The sequence below is a fragment of the Flavobacterium frigoris PS1 genome (assembly GCF_000252125.1).
Taxonomy (GTDB): Bacteria; Bacteroidota; Bacteroidia; order Flavobacteriales; family Flavobacteriaceae; genus Flavobacterium; species Flavobacterium frigoris_A.
On record NZ_AHKF01000020.1, the window covers coordinates 40,007 to 57,432 of the forward strand.

General features: G+C 34.4%; 12 protein-coding genes. 7 read left to right on the top strand and 5 right to left on the bottom strand.

Going from position 1 to position 17,426, the window contains the following annotated elements:
* Nucleotides 1–390: 390 nt before the first annotated feature.
* The 7 genes from HJ01_RS12755 to HJ01_RS12785 all read left to right on the top strand — a co-directional run bounded on the left by HJ01_RS12755 (nt 391) and on the right by HJ01_RS12785 (nt 9,935).
* Nucleotides 391–3,510: a PAS domain S-box protein gene (locus HJ01_RS12755; RefSeq protein ID WP_007138861.1), complete on the top strand. Its 3,120-nt coding sequence runs from the start codon at nt 391–393 to the stop codon at nt 3,508–3,510.
* Between the two features lie 6 nt (nt 3,511–3,516).
* Entirely contained in the window at nt 3,517–4,239 is a 723-nt protein-coding gene (locus HJ01_RS12760) for a sensor histidine kinase (protein ID WP_007138862.1), read from the top strand.
* Between the two features lie 11 nt (nt 4,240–4,250).
* Nucleotides 4,251–4,661, top strand: a complete 411-nt coding sequence (locus tag HJ01_RS12765; protein ID WP_007138863.1) for a response regulator — start codon at nt 4,251–4,253, stop codon at nt 4,659–4,661.
* 41 nt (nt 4,662–4,702) lie between these two features.
* Nucleotides 4,703–5,107 (top strand): response regulator, encoded by a 405-nt coding sequence (locus HJ01_RS12770; protein ID WP_238531092.1) that lies wholly within the window; start codon nt 4,703–4,705, stop codon nt 5,105–5,107.
* 6 nt (nt 5,108–5,113) lie between these two features.
* Nucleotides 5,114–7,468 (top strand): response regulator, encoded by a 2,355-nt coding sequence (locus tag HJ01_RS12775; RefSeq protein ID WP_007138865.1) that lies wholly within the window; start codon nt 5,114–5,116, stop codon nt 7,466–7,468.
* A 171-nt stretch (nt 7,469–7,639) separates the two neighbouring features.
* Nucleotides 7,640–8,002 (top strand): response regulator transcription factor, encoded by a 363-nt coding sequence (locus HJ01_RS12780; RefSeq protein WP_007138866.1) that lies wholly within the window; start codon nt 7,640–7,642, stop codon nt 8,000–8,002.
* A 400-nt stretch (nt 8,003–8,402) separates the two neighbouring features.
* Entirely contained in the window at nt 8,403–9,935 is a 1,533-nt protein-coding gene (locus tag HJ01_RS12785; protein ID WP_007138867.1) for a SulP family inorganic anion transporter, read from the top strand.
* Nucleotides 9,936–9,995: 60 nt separating this feature from the next.
* Here HJ01_RS12785 and HJ01_RS12790 read toward each other — a convergent pair whose 3' ends face one another.
* From HJ01_RS12790 to HJ01_RS12810, 5 genes are all read right to left on the bottom strand, one after another.
* Nucleotides 9,996–11,699, bottom strand: coding sequence for an alpha-glucosidase (locus HJ01_RS12790; RefSeq protein WP_238531093.1), 1,704 nt, complete (start codon nt 11,697–11,699; stop codon nt 9,996–9,998).
* A 78-nt stretch (nt 11,700–11,777) separates the two neighbouring features.
* Nucleotides 11,778–13,508 carry a hypothetical protein gene (locus HJ01_RS12795; RefSeq protein WP_040473952.1) on the bottom strand — a complete coding sequence of 577 codons (1,731 nt, stop codon included), beginning with the start codon at nt 13,506–13,508 and terminating at the stop codon, nt 11,778–11,780.
* Nucleotides 13,501–14,745, bottom strand: a complete 1,245-nt coding sequence (locus HJ01_RS12800; protein WP_040473953.1) for an MFS transporter — start codon at nt 14,743–14,745, stop codon at nt 13,501–13,503. Before HJ01_RS12800 ends, HJ01_RS12795 begins: the two co-directional genes overlap by 8 nt.
* Nucleotides 14,745–15,794 carry a glycoside hydrolase family 130 protein gene (locus HJ01_RS12805; protein WP_007138871.1) on the bottom strand — a complete coding sequence of 350 codons (1,050 nt, stop codon included), beginning with the start codon at nt 15,792–15,794 and terminating at the stop codon, nt 14,745–14,747. Before HJ01_RS12805 ends, HJ01_RS12800 begins: the two co-directional genes overlap by 1 nt.
* Before the next feature lie 135 nt (nt 15,795–15,929).
* A complete protein-coding gene (locus HJ01_RS12810; RefSeq protein WP_007138872.1) occupies nt 15,930–17,411 on the bottom strand; it encodes a RagB/SusD family nutrient uptake outer membrane protein in 1,482 nt (493 codons plus the stop codon).
* Between the last annotated feature and the right edge of the window lie 15 nt (nt 17,412–17,426).

The following is a 17,426-nucleotide window of genomic DNA, read 5'->3' on the forward strand; positions in this document are numbered from 1 at the left end:
ATATTTATAGCAAGACTACCTATGGTTTCACAAGGATGTTTTGGTTTTTGGCTGGCATAGGTTAAGGAGGTTAATAAATTTAGTAAAATAAAACCGAAAGTCAATATTATTAAGTAGTTAAGTTGCTTGTTTTTAAAGCTTTGTTGTTTTTTGTTTCTTTAAAGGATGGATTTTTTGACATGTTTAAAACAAAATAGATATTAAATTTTGAGTATTATCTGATGTTAATTTTATTTGGTCTATTTTAATTTCATTTTTGAATAATATTATGAGTGGAAAGGGAGTTGTTAATTTAATAAAAAAAAATTATTTTTGTACTACATTAAAGTTTATTATTACTGTTAATTAGGAATTTACCCGTTTTCTAATTGGATATAAAAAACATTCTACATGAAAGAAATTCCTACTACTTCTAAAGAACAAGACCGTCTAAAGGCACTTGAAAGCTATTCAATTATGGATACTTTTCCGGAAAGTGAGTATGATGCAATAACGCAGTTGGCCTCTTATATTTGCGGAACTCCAATAGCCTTAGTCAGTTTAGTTGATAAAGACAGACAATGGTTTAAGTCAAGTATAGGGTTGGGGGTGGAAGAAACAGCCAGAGATATTTCTTTTTGTCAATTTACCATTTTGCAAGATGAGGTTTACGAGGTAAATAATGCATTAGAAAATATATTGTTTGCAGATAATCCATTAGTCACAGGGAATCCTGACATTCGATTTTATGCTGGTGCGACTCTAAAAGATGCGGATGGATTTAATTTAGGATCACTTTGTGTTATTGATACAGTGCCAAGAATATTAAAGGAAGAACAAAGAAAGTCTTTAAAAATACTGGCAGATCAAGTGGTTTTATTATTGGAACTACGAAAGAGGAATGTCGATTTATATAATACCCAAAAAGAATTTCAGAATTTTATTGAACTTTCAAAGGATTTGGTTTGCATAGCTAATGTGAGTGGATTATTTCATAAAGTAAATCCTGCTTTTACGGCCGTATTAGGATATTCAAAAGAAGAATTAGAAGGATCCGCTTTTGTTGATTTTGTCCATCCTGATGATTTAGAAGACACTTATAAAGAGGTGGAGAAATTGTCATTAGGACACAAGACCATCAGTTTTGAAAATCGCTACAGATGTAAGAATGGAGAATATATTGTGTTAAGCTGGAATACCTCTCCAGATCCGGCTACTGGAAATTTATATTGTATTGCGAGGGACATGACGGTTGAAAAACAAAGGGAGAATGAAATTCTAGAAGTTACTGCAGATTTAACGGCTATTCTAAACGCTTCTGAATTTTCTATGATAGCAACTGAGTTAGATGGAACTATTAAAGAATTTAATAGGGGGGCTGAAATATTACTGGGCTATAAGGCCGCAGAAGTGGTAGGGAAGACCTCTCCCGCTATTTTTCATATTTTAGATGAAGTTATACAACGGTCTGAAGATTTAACTCTTGAGCTTGGAGAAAAGGTGGAGCCTGAATTTGAAACCTTCGTTATTAAAGCATGTAAGACTGGGCTAGCTGATGTGAATGAGTGGACTTATGTAAGAAAAGATGGTAGTATATTTCCAATACAATTATCGGTTACGCCCATTAAGAGTGTTTTAGGAGATGTTACAGGGTATTTAGGAATTGCTAAGGATATTACAAAAGAAAAAGAAGCAGAATTAAATTTAATAAATAGTAATCATTTATTAGACGAATCTCAGAGTATTGCCAAAACGGGAAGTTGGAAATTTGATTTAGTCACAAAGGATTTAATTTGGTCCAAGGGGAATTATAAAATTTTCGAACTTGACGAATTGCCTGCCAATAAGTTATTTGAGGAATATAGAAAACTACTTCGCCCCGAAACACTGACTCGACTTGATGCAGCAATAGCAAAAAGTGTTGCTTCAGGTCAGAATTTTGAGTTTCTTACCGATATCGAATTTTCAGACAATAGGGTGAAATATGTTTTAACATTAGGCCAACTTATTAAAAATGAATTTGGGGAAGTAGTTGCTGCACAAGGAAGTACTCAGGATATTACTGAGAAAATGCTTGTGGAGCAAAATTTAATAAATAGCAATACCTTATTAGACGAATCGCAAAGTATAGCAAAAATAGGAAGTTGGAAGTTTGATTTAGCTACCACTGATCTTGTATGGTCTAAAGGACATTATAGCATATTTGAACTAGAAGAATTAAGTTCTGATAAACTATTTGAGGCATATCGGGCAAGAATATTTCCCGCTGATTTGCAGATTTTAGATAATATAAAAGGAGACAAAGACTTTAGTACTAATTATAGAATCTTACTTCCCGATGGTAGAATAAAGTATATAGCAGAAATAGGGAGACCTTTTAAGAATGAGCAAGGAAAAGTGATTGGACTTAAAGGTTCTATTCAGGATATTACAGAAAAAACTATAGCTGAACGAAAAATTAAAGAAAAGTCTAAAGAAGTAAATGATATCAGAGCAGCACTAGACGAATCTTCCATCGTTACAGTTACAGACCATAAGGGTGTAATTACTTTTGTTAATGAAAATTTTTGTTCCATATCTAAGTATTCAGAGCACGAACTTATCGGGAGATACCACTATGTTGACAACCCTGAGTATCAATTAAACAAATTCATAAAAAATATTTGGTCAACTATAGCCAGTGGGAACGTCTGGAAAGGAGATATCAAAAACAGAGCGAAAGATGGTTCCTATTATTGGGTGAATTCAACGATTGTTCCATTTTTGGATAATAAAGGGAAACCATATCAATATATTGCTATAAGCTCTGACGTTACGGATCAAAAATTAGCCAAAGAAAATTTAGATAATGTATTAGTAGATCTTGAAAAAAAGAATAAAGAACTAGATCAATTTGCCTACGTTGTATCGCATGATCTCAAGGCTCCGCTAAGAGCCATAAATAACCTTTCAGAGTGGATTGTCGAAGATATGCCAGAAATGCCAAAGATGGTTAGCGATAATTTTGGCCTTTTGCGAGGACGTGTGCAACGAATGGAAAATCTAATCAACGGGGTTTTAGATTATTCTCGCATTGGGCGAACAGAAATCGCGACAGAAGAAGTAAATGTAAAATTGATGTTACATCAAATTGCAGAAACATTAGTGCCAAAGAATGAGTTTGAAATTACTATAGCTGAAAATTTCCCTATAATTAACGAAGCGAATATTTTATTGTATCAGGTTTTCAGTAACCTAATTAGCAATGCAGTCAAGTACAATGACAAAACACATGGAATAATAAAATGCTATTATGATTCTCTGCCTAATTTTCATCAATTTACCATTACAGATAATGGACCAGGAATTGCTGAAGAGTACCATTTGAAAGTATTTAAAGTCTTTCAAACGATCGAAGCTCGAGATAAAAAGGAAAGTACAGGTATCGGATTATCAATCGTTCAGAAGATAATCGAAGAAAAAGGAGGAAGTATCAAAATCGAATCAGAAGAAAACAAGGGAGCAAGTTTTATTTTTACGCTTCCCAAATAAATGGATATGAAGGAGTTAAAGAGTAACTATGAGGAAGAGTTAAATGCTCTTAAAAAGGAATATGAAGAGTTTGTTTATATAGTGTCACATGATATAAAAACCCCAATGAGGGCTATTGTTAACATTGCAAATTGGATTGAAGATGACTTAGGTAGTAATGTAGATCAGGATATTTTAGATAATTTTAGTTTGTTGAAGAATAGGGTAGGACGTCTTGAAAACATGATGAATGCTCTACTTGAGATCTCAAGAATTAATAGTACTAAAATGGAAGTATATGAAGTCAATATTCCAAAATTAGTTAATGATTGCGTGGAAATGTTAGATAATAGGTCAAATGTAGAATTTCACATTGCCTATCATATTAAAGACGAAAAATGCATTACCTTAGGGAAAAAACTGGAAAAAGTGGTATTTAGTTTGTTGGATAATGCGATTCGATTCCATGATAAAGAAAAGAAGAATGTGACTATTGAAGTAATCGAAAATGATATAGACTATATATTTTCAATTTCTGATGATGGACCCGGGATACCAGAAGAGGTGCAGGATAAGATTTTTTCTATATTCTACACCGTAAATTCAAAAGATGTGGTTGATACAACTGGTGCAGGATTAACAATTTCGAACAGAATTTTAAAAGTGGTTGGAGGAACATTAGAGTATGCTCCAACTATAAATAAGGGGTCCCTTTTTAAATTTAATTGGCCTAAAACAATAAGCAGATAAAAATTAAAGTTATGACAAATAGATTAGTAAATATTTTATTGGTTGAAGATGATGAGGTTGATGTAATGAATGTTAAAAGGGCGTTTTCAAAAAACAACATTCAAAATCCACTTTTTGTCGCTGGTAACGGGGTCGAAGCATTGGAGATGCTAAATACTTCCATTGTTCCCTTGCCAAGAATCATTATTTTGGACATTAATATGCCTAAGATGAATGGGATCGAATTTCTTAAAGTATTGAGGGAGACGGAGAAACTTAAGAACATATCGGTATTTGTGATGACGACCTCAAATGAGGACAGCGATAAAATTGAAGCCTATAATTTGAACGTAGCGGGATATATCCTAAAACCATTGTCCTTTGAAAAATTCATCTCATCTGTGGCAACGCTAAAGAATTTTTGGCAATTATGTGAAATGTAACAATTAATAGAAATTAAGATATGATTTGCTCAAACATTTTGTTGATAGATAGTGATAAAATTGATGTTGTTAGTACTAAAAATGCTTTTTCAACACTGTGTATAGGAGCTATGTTGCATTTTGCGGAAAGCGAAAATGAAGCTTGGTCACTACTTCAGGGTGATCATAAAATATCCCCGACCCCTAAAATTATTCTGATTGATATCAATCAGAATGGTAGCAGCGGAATGGAGTTATTACATAAAATAAGGAATCATCCCGATCTAAAATCAATATTGGTGTTTGTGATAACAAAAACAAATAATGAAGAAAATAAAGTTGCCGCTTTAAATTTAAATATAGCAGGATATCTAAGGAAACCTGTTGAAAACGGAAGTAATATCGATTTTTTTTCAAGGCTAAATGATTATTGGAATATTATTGAATTTGCAAGTGAAAAAAAATAAAAGAACATGGCCACAGCTTTAAAAATTTTGATAATTGATGACGATAAAGTTGATTTAATAACTATAAATAGATCAATTTCTCAATCAGGTATAGTAGCAGATGTTGAGAATGCTTTTTCTGCCAAGGAAGCAATAAAAAAACTTGATACAGCTAATTATGATTTAATTTTCCTAGATTATCTAATGCCAGATAGTGATGGAATTTCTTTCCTAAAAAAACTACGTGATTTAGGAATCGAAACACCGGTTATTTTTGTCACTTCCCAAGGTGACGAGAAGATAGCCAGTCAGGCTATTTTGGGTGGAGCCTCGGATTATATTCCCAAAACATTATTAACTCCTGATGGTATTTCACAAAGTATCAGAAATGTACTTAAAATTCATGAGAGTGTCCTGCTTCGAAAAAAAACAGAACTGGAGTTAAGTATAAATGCGAACCGACTGTTTGAGGCCCAGAAACTAGCCAAGATAGGGAGTTGGGAAATAAATTTAAATGATGGCGATGTGTTTTTTTCGGAACAATTCTACTCTATTTTTGAAATAGATGAAAATTGTACGCCTTCCTTAGGATTATTAAAATCGCGCTTTATTAGTTCTGATGATGTAGAACTGTTTGAAAAAAATCTTAATTATGTAAAAAGCAGTAATTCGGAGATCCAGTTTAGTCATAGTTTGTTATCTAAAGGCGGAATATTAAAATACATCAATGAATACATAAAATGTTTAAATGATGAGCACAATGAGCCCTTTAAAATTTTAGGAACAATTCAGGATATAAGCGAGCAAAAACAAATAGAGAAGGAGTTGATACTTGCAAAAAATTTAGCGGAGCAATCGGTAAGGGTAAAAGAGCAGTTCCTGACAAACATGAGCCATGAAATCCGGACACCGATGAACGGAATCATAGGATTTGCAAGGATCCTAGAAGGTACAAATTTAGACAGTAGCCAGGAGCAAAGTGTAAAGGCCATAAAAACGGCAGGGAAAAACCTGATGGTAATTATTAATGACATTCTTGATTTTTCTAAAATAGAAGCCAATAAAATAGTACTGGAAGAGTTTGAATTTTCTTTATCCAAAACTGTTAAAACGGTAATAGAATTACTTTCTACAATTGCGGAAGAGAAAAACGTGAAATTATTGTTCAAAATTGATCCAAACATAAAGGATTTTTTGATTGGTGACCCAACACGACTGTCACAAATTTTAATAAATTTGGTAGGTAATGCTTTGAAATTTACTGCAAAAGGATATGTCGAATTGATCGTTTCTCAAGAGAATCAATCTAGTTCTGATACTTTTATTCGCTTTACGATAGTTGACACGGGTATTGGTATTCCTGAAAATAAGATTCACTCGATATTTGAAAGTTTTACTCAAGGATCAAATGAAACAACAAGGAAGTTTGGTGGTACTGGTTTAGGTCTTACTATTACCCGAAAGCTTATCGAATTACATGGCGGTTTAATAGTTGTAAAAAGCGAAGTGGAAAAAGGAAGTGAATTTACATTTTCAATACAATATAAAAAGGCAGAAGAGAGAAGACCTGATGGGGTTGCCGTAATAAGAGAACAATTATCTCCTGAGTTCTTAAAAGATATTAACATACTCTTAGTAGAAGATAATGAATTAAATCAGCTTTTAGCAATAAAAATATTTCAAAGATGGGATAAAGAAATCACAGTAGCTGATAATGGAAAAACAGCTATAGATAAAATTGAAAAGAATGATTATGATCTGATTTTAATGGATATCCAAATGCCAGAAATGGACGGGAACGAGCTTACCAAATATATACGCAAGAATATGGGGGCTAAATCCAATGTGCCAATTATAGCATTGACCGCACATGCCACGTTAGCGGAAGAAAAACGATGTTTAGAAAACGGCATGAATGATTATTTATCCAAACCTTTTCACTTCAACGTATTGCTTGAAAAATTACACGACAATTTAATGAATATTGATAGAAACACATCGGCTGACTCACAGGAACAAGAAATCATAACTGAAAACTTAATTAATTTCAGTTATTTAAACGAATTTGCAGATGGAGATGCCTCTTTTATAAAAAAAATGGTATCTATGTTTTTACATAATACACCAATTTCGCTACAGTTAATACTGGAAGCAAATAAGATGGATGACATAGCAGTTTTAAAATCTGAAGTCCATAAGTTGAAATCTTCAATGAGTTTGTTAGGGATATCAAAAGGATCAAAATGTATTGAAATTATCGAAAATGAAATTGAAATTAGCCCTTTAGGACAAAAAAGAAAAGCAGAAGTGGAAAAATTTAACGATATTTGTGAATGCTGTTTCAACGAATTGGAAATCACGCATGGTTTTTCTATAGTATAATAGGGTGTAGGTACGCCATAACTAATTAACTGAAAAAGTAATACTTATGATTTTAAATACTAGTTTTTAAACTATTAAATAACATTTTTGGGAAGTGTTTTTTCCCCTGAAAATACTGTACTCATTGATGTTAAATGATTATTTCCCCAAATAATAATTAACCTACGAGAGATGAAAATTTTAATTGCCGAAGATGAAGAAATGATGCTTAAAACAATGGAGTTTAAGCTTAAGAAAGAAGGATTTCAAGTAATTACATGTTCGAATGGTGAAGAAGCCATGGAAAAAATTGTATCTGAAAATCCTGACATTATTGTGACGGACATCAGAATGCCCTTTATAACGGGGCTTGATATCGTCAGAAAGGTCAAAGTTGAATTAAAAATGAATATTCCAATAATTGTTTTGTCGGCAGTTGGCTTAGAGAAAACGGTTTTAGAAGCTTTTGATCTTGGTGCGGATGATTTTATCACAAAACCATTTAGCCCAAATGAATTAATTGTAAGAGTTAGAAGGCTTTTGATATCGGTATAGTGCTTAGCTTAAATATATCACATTAAAAACAATTCTGTTACTAATACCAATAACCACCCTATGGCCTGAAAGGATCATGGAGTGGTTTTTTATGTTTTGTACTTCTAGTGAATGAAAGCGTATATTCACTAGGCCAGCTTCCTTATTATTTAAATTTAGACTGCGTTAAGCCTGCTAGAGTCTCACTATTTCAGCATTTTTACATTTCTATTGGACATCGGCTAAAAAGATTTACATTTGCAATTCTTATAAAAAGGCAAATTCAGCCTATTTCCTAAAGTAATTTTACTTTTTCTAGGTCTTGTTTAAGTGAGTGCACCTGCTTTTTATTGGTTTAGGTCAGCTGCAGATTTATTCATCTTTCCAAAACCATATATTTTACAAATTTTTACAAAAAAGAATGAAACAGTATTTAAATTTATTTGACTTTACGCAAAAAGTTAATTACAGGACCGAAATTTTGGCTGGTTTAACGGTCGCTATGACGATGATTCCAGAATCTTTGTCGTTTGCTATATTAGCGGGTTTTCCGCCCTTGGTAGGGTTATATGCGGCATTTATTATGGGTTTGGTTACCGCTATTTTTGGAGGAAGACCAGGTATGGTATCTGGCGGAGCGGGAGCAACAGTGATTGTACTAATCGCCTTAATGAAATCCAGTGGACTTGAATATGTGTTTGCAGCTGTTGCTTTAGCAGGAATACTGCAAATTTTGGTAGGGTTATTTAAGTTGGGTAAATTTATCCGACTCGTGCCGCAGCCCGTAATGTTTGGTTTTGTTAATGGATTGGCCATCATTATTTTTATGTCGCAGCTCGAACAATTTAAGACAATGGTGAACGGCGAGAGCGTATGGTTATCTGGAAATCCGCTATTTATTATGTTAGGTTTAGTACTCTTGACAATTGCAATTGTATTATTTTTTCCAAAAATCACCAAAGCCATACCAGCTTCGTTAGTGGCTATTATTGTAGTCTTTGGACTGGTTTTATGGTTGGGAATTGATACCAAAACAGTATCAGATATTGCTTCTATCAGTGGTGGGTTTCCACCGTTTCATATCCCAAATATTGAATTAACTTTTGAAACCTTAAAATTGATTTTTCCTTATGCTTTAATTATGGCTTCAGTAGGATTGACGGAAGGATTATTGACTTTAAACCTTGTTGATGAAATGACTGGGACTAAAGGAAAAGGAAATAGAGAATGTATTGCGCAGGGAAGTGCTAATGTACTTAATGGGTTTTTCTTTGGTATGGGAGGCTGTCCTATGATTGCTCAAACACTAGTAAACCTATCTGCAGGTTCTAGAGCTCGTTTGTCAGGAATCGTTGCAGCATTAACGATTCTTGTGATTATTTTATTTGGAGCGCCTATAATTGAGCAATTGCCTATCGCTGCACTTGTAGGGGTTATGGTAATGGTTGCTATTGGTACTTTTGAATGGATTAGTTTTAGGATTATTAATAAAATGCCGAAACAAGATATATTCGTAGGAATGTTGGTGGCGGTTATTACTGTATTATTACACAATTTAGCTTTGGCTGTTTTGATTGGAGTTATTATTTCTGCTTTGGTGTTTGCATGGGAAAGCGCTAAACGCATTCGCGCCAAGAAATATGTTGATGCTGATGGAGTGAAACATTATGAAATATATGGCCCGTTATTTTTTGCCTCCACTACTGCTTTTGCAGAGAAATTTGATGTCTTAAATGATCCAAATGAAGTGATTATAGATTTCAAAGAGAGCAAAATTGCCGACATGAGTGCAATCGACGCGGTTCACAAACTTACTGAACGCTATGCTAAAGAAGGGAAAAAGATTCACTTGCGTCATTTAAGTGCTGATTGTCGTAGACTACTGCATGATGCTAATGATGTTATAGATATCAATATAATTGAAGATCCTACTTACAAGGTAGCAGCAGATTAAATAAAAAAAAGGACCTGAAATTTTTCAGGTCCTTTTTCATTTTTATCCAAATTTCGGTTTTTATATGGCAGTAATTCCTTTAATGATTAAATAGGTATTGGGCTGAATTATTGTTTTGCCTTCTAAAATATTCTCCTTTGGGTTTATTTTAATTTCTATTGGTCTAGTGCTGAAATTAAAGTAACATTTGATATATTTACCATTATGATTCCTGACAAAAGAAATGCAATTATTCGAAAAGGATAATTGAGAATATTTTCCATATTGTAACACGGGTTCTGTATTGCGTAATGCTATTAGCTTTTTATACCTATTCAGCAAAGAATTGTTTTGCGCTTCTAAAGAGGCTACGTTTATTTTCGTGTAGTTTGGATTCACTTTTATCCATGAAGACTTATCCGAAAACCCTGCTAAATGTTCAGCATTCCATTGCATTGGACTTCTTGATTTATCCCGATTATGGTCGTTTCCAATTTTAAGCGCTTCCGTCTCAGATTTGCCAGCTTTTATCGCTAAATCATAGTTAATTCGTCCTTGCACGTCCATCATTTCAGAAACAGTATTAGCTTCAATATTTTCCATACCAATTTCTTCACCATAGTATATAAATGGAACCCCCTTTGCAGTAAGCATTAATGCTGCCAAGGCTTCAGCTCTTTCGGGATTGTCTTTTGCCAAACGGTCAACAAGGCGTGGCATGTCATGGCTTCCGAAAAATAGGGTAGGGTAGCTCTGCATGTTTTTCTCCATGCTTTGCAACTCATCGTATATTTTTTGTGCCGAGAATTCCTTGATGCTTCCAAAATTGAAATTAAACACCACATCTAATAATTCGGGAGATTGGTATTGTTTTAAAACTTCTATTTTATCGCTGCCTATCTCTCCCACAATAAAGCGGTTTTCATACTCGTTTACAACGGATTTAATCGATTTCATGGCGGTTTTCACGCCCTTTTGATCAATGTCATTCAGATGTTCTTGATTTCCATCTTTCATTGGATTATCTTCAGTTATTCCATCAGTAGTCAAGAAATTAATCACATCCAAGCGGAAACCATCGACACCCAAATCCAGCCAGAATCGCAATACGTTCTGAATTTCTGCAACCACTTTTGGGTTTCCCCAGTTAAGATCAGCCATTCTAGTGTTAAATTGATGGTAGTAATATTGGTTAGTCGTTTTATCTAATTCCCAAGCTGAACCTCCAAAAAATGATTCCCAATTGTTCGGTTTATCTTTCCATATGTAATAATCCCGATACGGATTGTCTTTTGATTTTCGAGACTCCTGAAACCATTTAGAATCGGTTGATGTATGGTTCACCACTAAATCCATAATTATTTTTATGTCCTTTTTATGCGCTTCCTTCAAGAAGAATTTAAAATCTTCAAGTGTGCCATAAGTGGGATCCACTTTGTAATAATTGGAAACATCATAACCATTATCTACTTTGGGAGATTCCAGGAAAGGAGTCAGCCAAATCCCTTTTATTTCCAAATTTTTTATATAATCTAGTTTAGATGTTAGCCCTTTAAAGTCGCTATATCCGTCTCCATTTGAGTCTTTATAGCTAGGCATATAGATTTCGTAGAATACCGTTTCTTTCCACCACACTTTATCCGACGAAGTTTTTTTCTCTTTATTGCAAGAGAATAGTAGGAGAATAAGTAAAAGTAGTATCGCTGGTTTCATAGTTTCAATTATTATAGTTTTCTTATTATTGTATGTACTATAGAAAATGGACGAGTAACTTACTATAGTCATCGTCCATTTTTGCTGTTAAGTAAAGAAACGGATTACCGCTTTCAGTAATTTTATTTTACTTTCTATTGAAAGAGTAATTTACAAATAAGAAACCACAATATTGTTAGCGTAATATTTTCCATCCTTTAATACAATTTTGGAACGGGAAGGGATTTCAATAATTAACCTTGACGAGAGCCCCGGTATCGTTATTTTGCCCACTTTAGAAACGTTTTTCAATAGAACTTTATGCGATATAGCATCATATAAATCTACGTTTGTGGTAGTTTGAGTCTGGTATGTCACCGTTTTTTCTCCATCGAAAGGATTGTACATTAGAAAAGTAGGGTAGGCTTCCCCACGATAAAAATCAGTAGCCAGACAATTTAGCTTTAAAATTTCAGGAACATCTGTTTTTTCTATGATGGCACCTGCTATTCCTACATGGCCACTTCCGTACACACTAAATTGGGAAACATCAGGATTACCTTCTATCCAGTTTGGACCGTCACCAATGGCAACAGGAGCTTCTAGGTTTTCATATTTTTTAAGGTGTGATTTTTTGATCAGGCCTTCATAAGCAATTACTCCTTTGGTATATTGTTTTTGTTCCGGTATCGTCTGATGTTCATCTGCGATTTCATAAGGATAAAAGAATTTGATTGCATTACTGGCATTTAGCATCCATTTCCCAACAACATTGGCATATCTTGGATCGTAACGAACCAGGGGAACCAAGGGCCACATAGAGTCATAGGTATTCATCAAAAAGGCAAAACCTCCATGATCTACCGTACTTCCCATTAAGCCAGAAACATCGTATCCGTTCCAATTGTCAAGTAACATTCCCCATCCTTCTCTACATTCTGGCGTGCCGTTGAATGTCCAATCCAGAATTTTTGAGTAGTCGTATTTTCTTCCTTCTTCTGCATTTAAACGAGCAGCCACATAGGCTCCAAAAGGCATCAATATTTCATAATAACGATTGTCTTTTTGGTTTAAAAGTGCTTGTAAAGAAGATTCAGCACCCTTTAAATACTTAGGGTCATTGAACTTTTGATATGCAGAGTACAAGACATAAGCATGACCTGCAGCGACATCTTCTTGTTTGCAAATCCAATTGTCTTTAGGTTCTAATGTTGAATAATCAAAAAATGAATGTTGGTAATTCCCTGCCATGGTTGAATCAGCTTTATAGAATTTATCCGCAACAGAACGTTGAATATCTGAATAGTCTTTTTCATTTGGATAAAAATCAGCAACAGCATAAAACATCAAATTAGGATAGACATCATACCACCAGTCTCTAGCGTAACCGCCTCCAAGAAGGGCTACTTCAGGAGAAGTGTTATTCATGATGATATTCCATTTGGTGTCGCTGTTGTAGTAATTTTTCAGCATCCCAACATAGTTCTTTCCTTCTTGGTTAGACTTGTCAATTCCCACTAAACTGGCACCCATTACAGACCCTATACTAGCTAATGATTCATGAAAAATTCCTTTATGATTTTCAACACCTTGTCTTACATCTCCCATAGCAGTGTAAATCCCGAAGGTTTCCTGATCAAAGTTCTTACGAGAGTCATCTTTCCAGATTAATGGCCAATATTTCCCAGTTTGGCTGACATCATACACTTTTGCATCATAGTCTTTTGCCAATTGGTTAAAATCAAGTATTTTAAATGGTTTTGGCAAGTTGGGCATATCCGTAATACGCTGTATTGATTCTTGTTTTACGGCAGGAATCACCGCAACCGTAGATTGAGTTGTATTACAAGAACTTAAGCTGATACAGAGAAAGAGAACTATTAAATGAATTGTTTTACGCATCTTTATTTTCGAGTTTAGTTTGTTGTTCCAAAAGTTGTTTGGCAATTAAGATTGAGAGTAATTGAATTACGGCGATGATTAATAAGGCATATCTCAAGGCATCATCTGCATTCCCGAAATAGGCAATACCTAAGAAAGTACCTGCTCCTAATAGACGTCCCACATATAATCCGAATTCATGATTTAAGATATATGAAAATTCATTTCTGTTTTCGATTACAGATAATATATCAATGACTTTTAATTGAATAGGAAAGTAGGCAATATCAAGAATGGGTCTTGCTATTAACAATAGAAATATAAAGATAATTACTCCGGTTGAATTAAACATCAAGGCATTGAAAAAGGAGGCTAAAAAGAAAAAGATAAGCCCGATACTAAAAATCACCAATCGATGTTTAGGTGACGATAGTTTACCCAGAATCAACATAATTACCGCAGCGATAATGGCTCCTACAGATTGTGCCGTTCCCAATGCGCCTTCAGAAGCAAAAAACTTCATCATAAGCATAGCTGGAGCTGTTACGATAAATCCTTGTGCCAGACCTTTCAATACAGCCATTTGAAGCATTTTTGTCCAAAGTTTATGAAACTTGAAATAGAGGAACTTTTCGTTCCTGGGCTTGTCATAATCACCAAAATGAAATACTATTGAAGCCAGAATAGTGAATATAAAAACGACTCCAGTAACGACTCTATATCCTGAATTTACACTTTCATTTGAAGTGGAGTCATTACCATTCATTAGATACCACCCAATAATTATGGGTACAATTACGGCGGTTAAAGTGTAGAAAAAGGTGTCTAGTCCGTAATAGAAATTTCGTGTTTTATCAGTTGTCGTAGCCAAAACTAGATAATCCCTGTTAGCCCAATACAAACCAAAAGACATTCCCATTATCAATCCAGCTGAAATTAATCCAGTATAACTGATTTCGTCTAAGGACATCATATATACCATAGAAACCCCGCTCAACAGCATCCCGAGTGAGAATAATTTTTTGATGTTAACCGTATTCAGTAAAAAACCATTAATAAAAAAAGTGATTGGAATACCGGTGTAAATCGCTAATTGATACATCATTACTTTAGAGGGGTCATTAGAATTTCGCATGATGTAAGATGCCACAAAAATGTCAATTACAGGTAAAACGAAGGCATAAATTAAATTGGTAAGGATTAAAATCTTGGTACTCCTCGAAAAATCCTTGAGGCCTATTCTTGATAATTTTCCCATTATACGTTTAGTGTTTTTAAGATTTCAGAAATCGAGAATGTGGCTAAGCCAACATATTCATCTGCCGCACCATAATACATTTGTATGCTATCGCCATCAACGATATGCCCATTGGTAAATATTACTTCACCAAAAAAGCCTGTTCTTTCATAGGTTTCTGTAGGTACCATAATTGGCTCCTCTGAACGGGCTAAAACGATAGAAGGATCTTTAAGGTCTAATAAAAGAGCGCCTAAGCAATATCTGTTTTCTTTTGTAGCGCCGTGATAAATTTCTAGCCAGCCTTTATCTGTTTTTATGGGTGCTGCACCAGCACCTAATCGCTTGCTGTCAAATTTTCCTTCGCGAGTTTTAGCGATACATTTATGGTTTCCCCAATGTACGCCATCAGGAGATTCGGCTAACCAAATATAATTACCACCTAGTTCAGGGCTGCTTGGACGATGCAAAGCATAGAATTTATCGTTGAATTTTTCTTCAAAAATGGCACAATCTTTATTGTGTGGACTAAAAATCATCCCTTTTTTATCAAATGATTTCCAGTCGGTTGTGGTTCTAAGTCCAACACCAACACCATTTGAAGAAACCATTGTGTAGGTAAGATGATAGGTATCTTTAATTTTAGATACACGGCAGTCTTCTATACCATAGGATTCGTATTCTCCTTCTCCAAAAAGAGAAGAATAGGCAGGATCTTCTTTGAAATCCACTCCATTATCACTCCAGACTAATCGTAAGTGAGATATGGTTGTGAGGTAATCAACGCCATCATACTGGATTACTCTAGAGTCTGAAGCATTCAATTTTGAATCGTCAAGCTTAAAATCTAAAATTTCAACTTTTCCGATATTATTATATATTGGAACAGATAGAAGACCTTCTTTCTGGACTGTTCTTTCGGCTACTCTTACAAGTAATCCTATTTTGCCATTGAATTCAAATGCTCCTGGATTCAGTAAACATTCGATAATCATGTTCCCATCACTTGCTTTTAAATCTTTAGGTGATAATATGGGATTGTTCTTATGTCGATTCGCAATATCTGTCATATGTAATTTTTTTATATTTGATAAATCAAAAGTCTAAAATGTAATATCGATTGGTTTAAAAAGAGAGAAGTAGCAATTACCAATTAACTACTTCTCAATGGTATTAATCAAATTAAACAAACGTATTTTAAATATTTAATATCCAGGATTTTGTAGTAAAAGACCTGCTGAAGCATCAATTTCTGATTGTGGTATTGGATACAACAAATGCTTGTCTTGAAAGTTTTTTCCATGGGCTGTCATTACTGTTTTTGCAATTCCCCATCTTTTTAGGTCTAACATCCTTTGGTTTTCAAAACCAAGTTCTGCTCTTCGTTCAGATATTAACCACGCTTTGATAGTGGATTTATCTGTAGAAGCTACTCTGTCTATTAAAGTTCCAACAGGCGGAATTGTTCCTAAAGCAGTTACTGTAGTTCTTGCTCGGGCTCTTATTTTATTGATAATTGCGATCGCTCCCGGATAATCTCCAGTTTCGTTAAGCGCTTCAGCTTTCCACAGCAAGGCATCTGCATAACGCAAATAAACCTTGTTTGTGGGAGCATCATCATTTCCTTTGTTGGCACCGTTAAGTGTTCCTAATATTTTATTTACATTTTGATTAGGACCATCTACAGTATATAATTTTCTTGGATCATTTGGTTCAAACGAATTGAGGAAATCGGTGCTCGGTGCAAAAAATCCCCAACCTAAGGGTGCACATATACCATTACCACTTCTTGGATTGGTTTCAGATTGGTGGTTATAAGAAAAAATAACTTCAGTATCTGTATATTCTTTTGTAGTACTGAAATTGTCAAAATAATTCGCGTTTAAACTATATCCTAGTGGAGCTAACTCATCAACTAAAGTAATAACTTCTGACCATTTTTCAGTGTATAAAGCGGATTTTGCCTGAAGTGCAATTGCAGCTCCTTTAGACACTCTCCATTTTTCAGTTGTGGAAGAATATTTTGAATTTGGCAGCAGGTCTTTTGCTAAAACTAAATCTGACTTTATACTATCCCAAACTAAACTTTTGTTAGCTCGTACTGCAAAATCAAAGGCTTCTTGATAAGTTTGAACAGAACCCAAAATTAATGGTACATCGCCAAAATTAGTAACCAAAGAAAAGTAATAATGTGCTCTTAAGAAATAAGCTTCTCCTAACAATTGGTTTTTTCTTGCTGGACTGATTCCTGTAATGGTCTCAATGTCTGGATTCGTTAGAAACCCAATGGCTATATTAGTTCTTTTGATGCCTTCATAATCGTATTTCCAAAGTCCGTTTGGTCCACCATTTGTTGAAGTAAATGTAAAATTATTGATGTCATCCATCCAAACCTGATCGCCATCTGGATTCCATTTTTTCTCCATATCGTCTGAAGCTATGTCTTGCATAACATAATCATTTTGAAATACAAGCCCTCCGTTCCAGTCCCATTCGGCCAAAATGTTCAATCTGTTAGATAATAATTGGTAAGATGAGTTGACTGAAAGTTCTACTGCAATTAGGGTAGGAGTAGTGTTCGCCTGCTCCAAAGTTGTTGCGCCTATTGGATCAGAAGTAAGTTCGTCTTGGCAACTTGTTAAAAACAGTATGCTCATTAATAGCAACAATTTTAATATATTTTTCATGACTAAATATTTAGA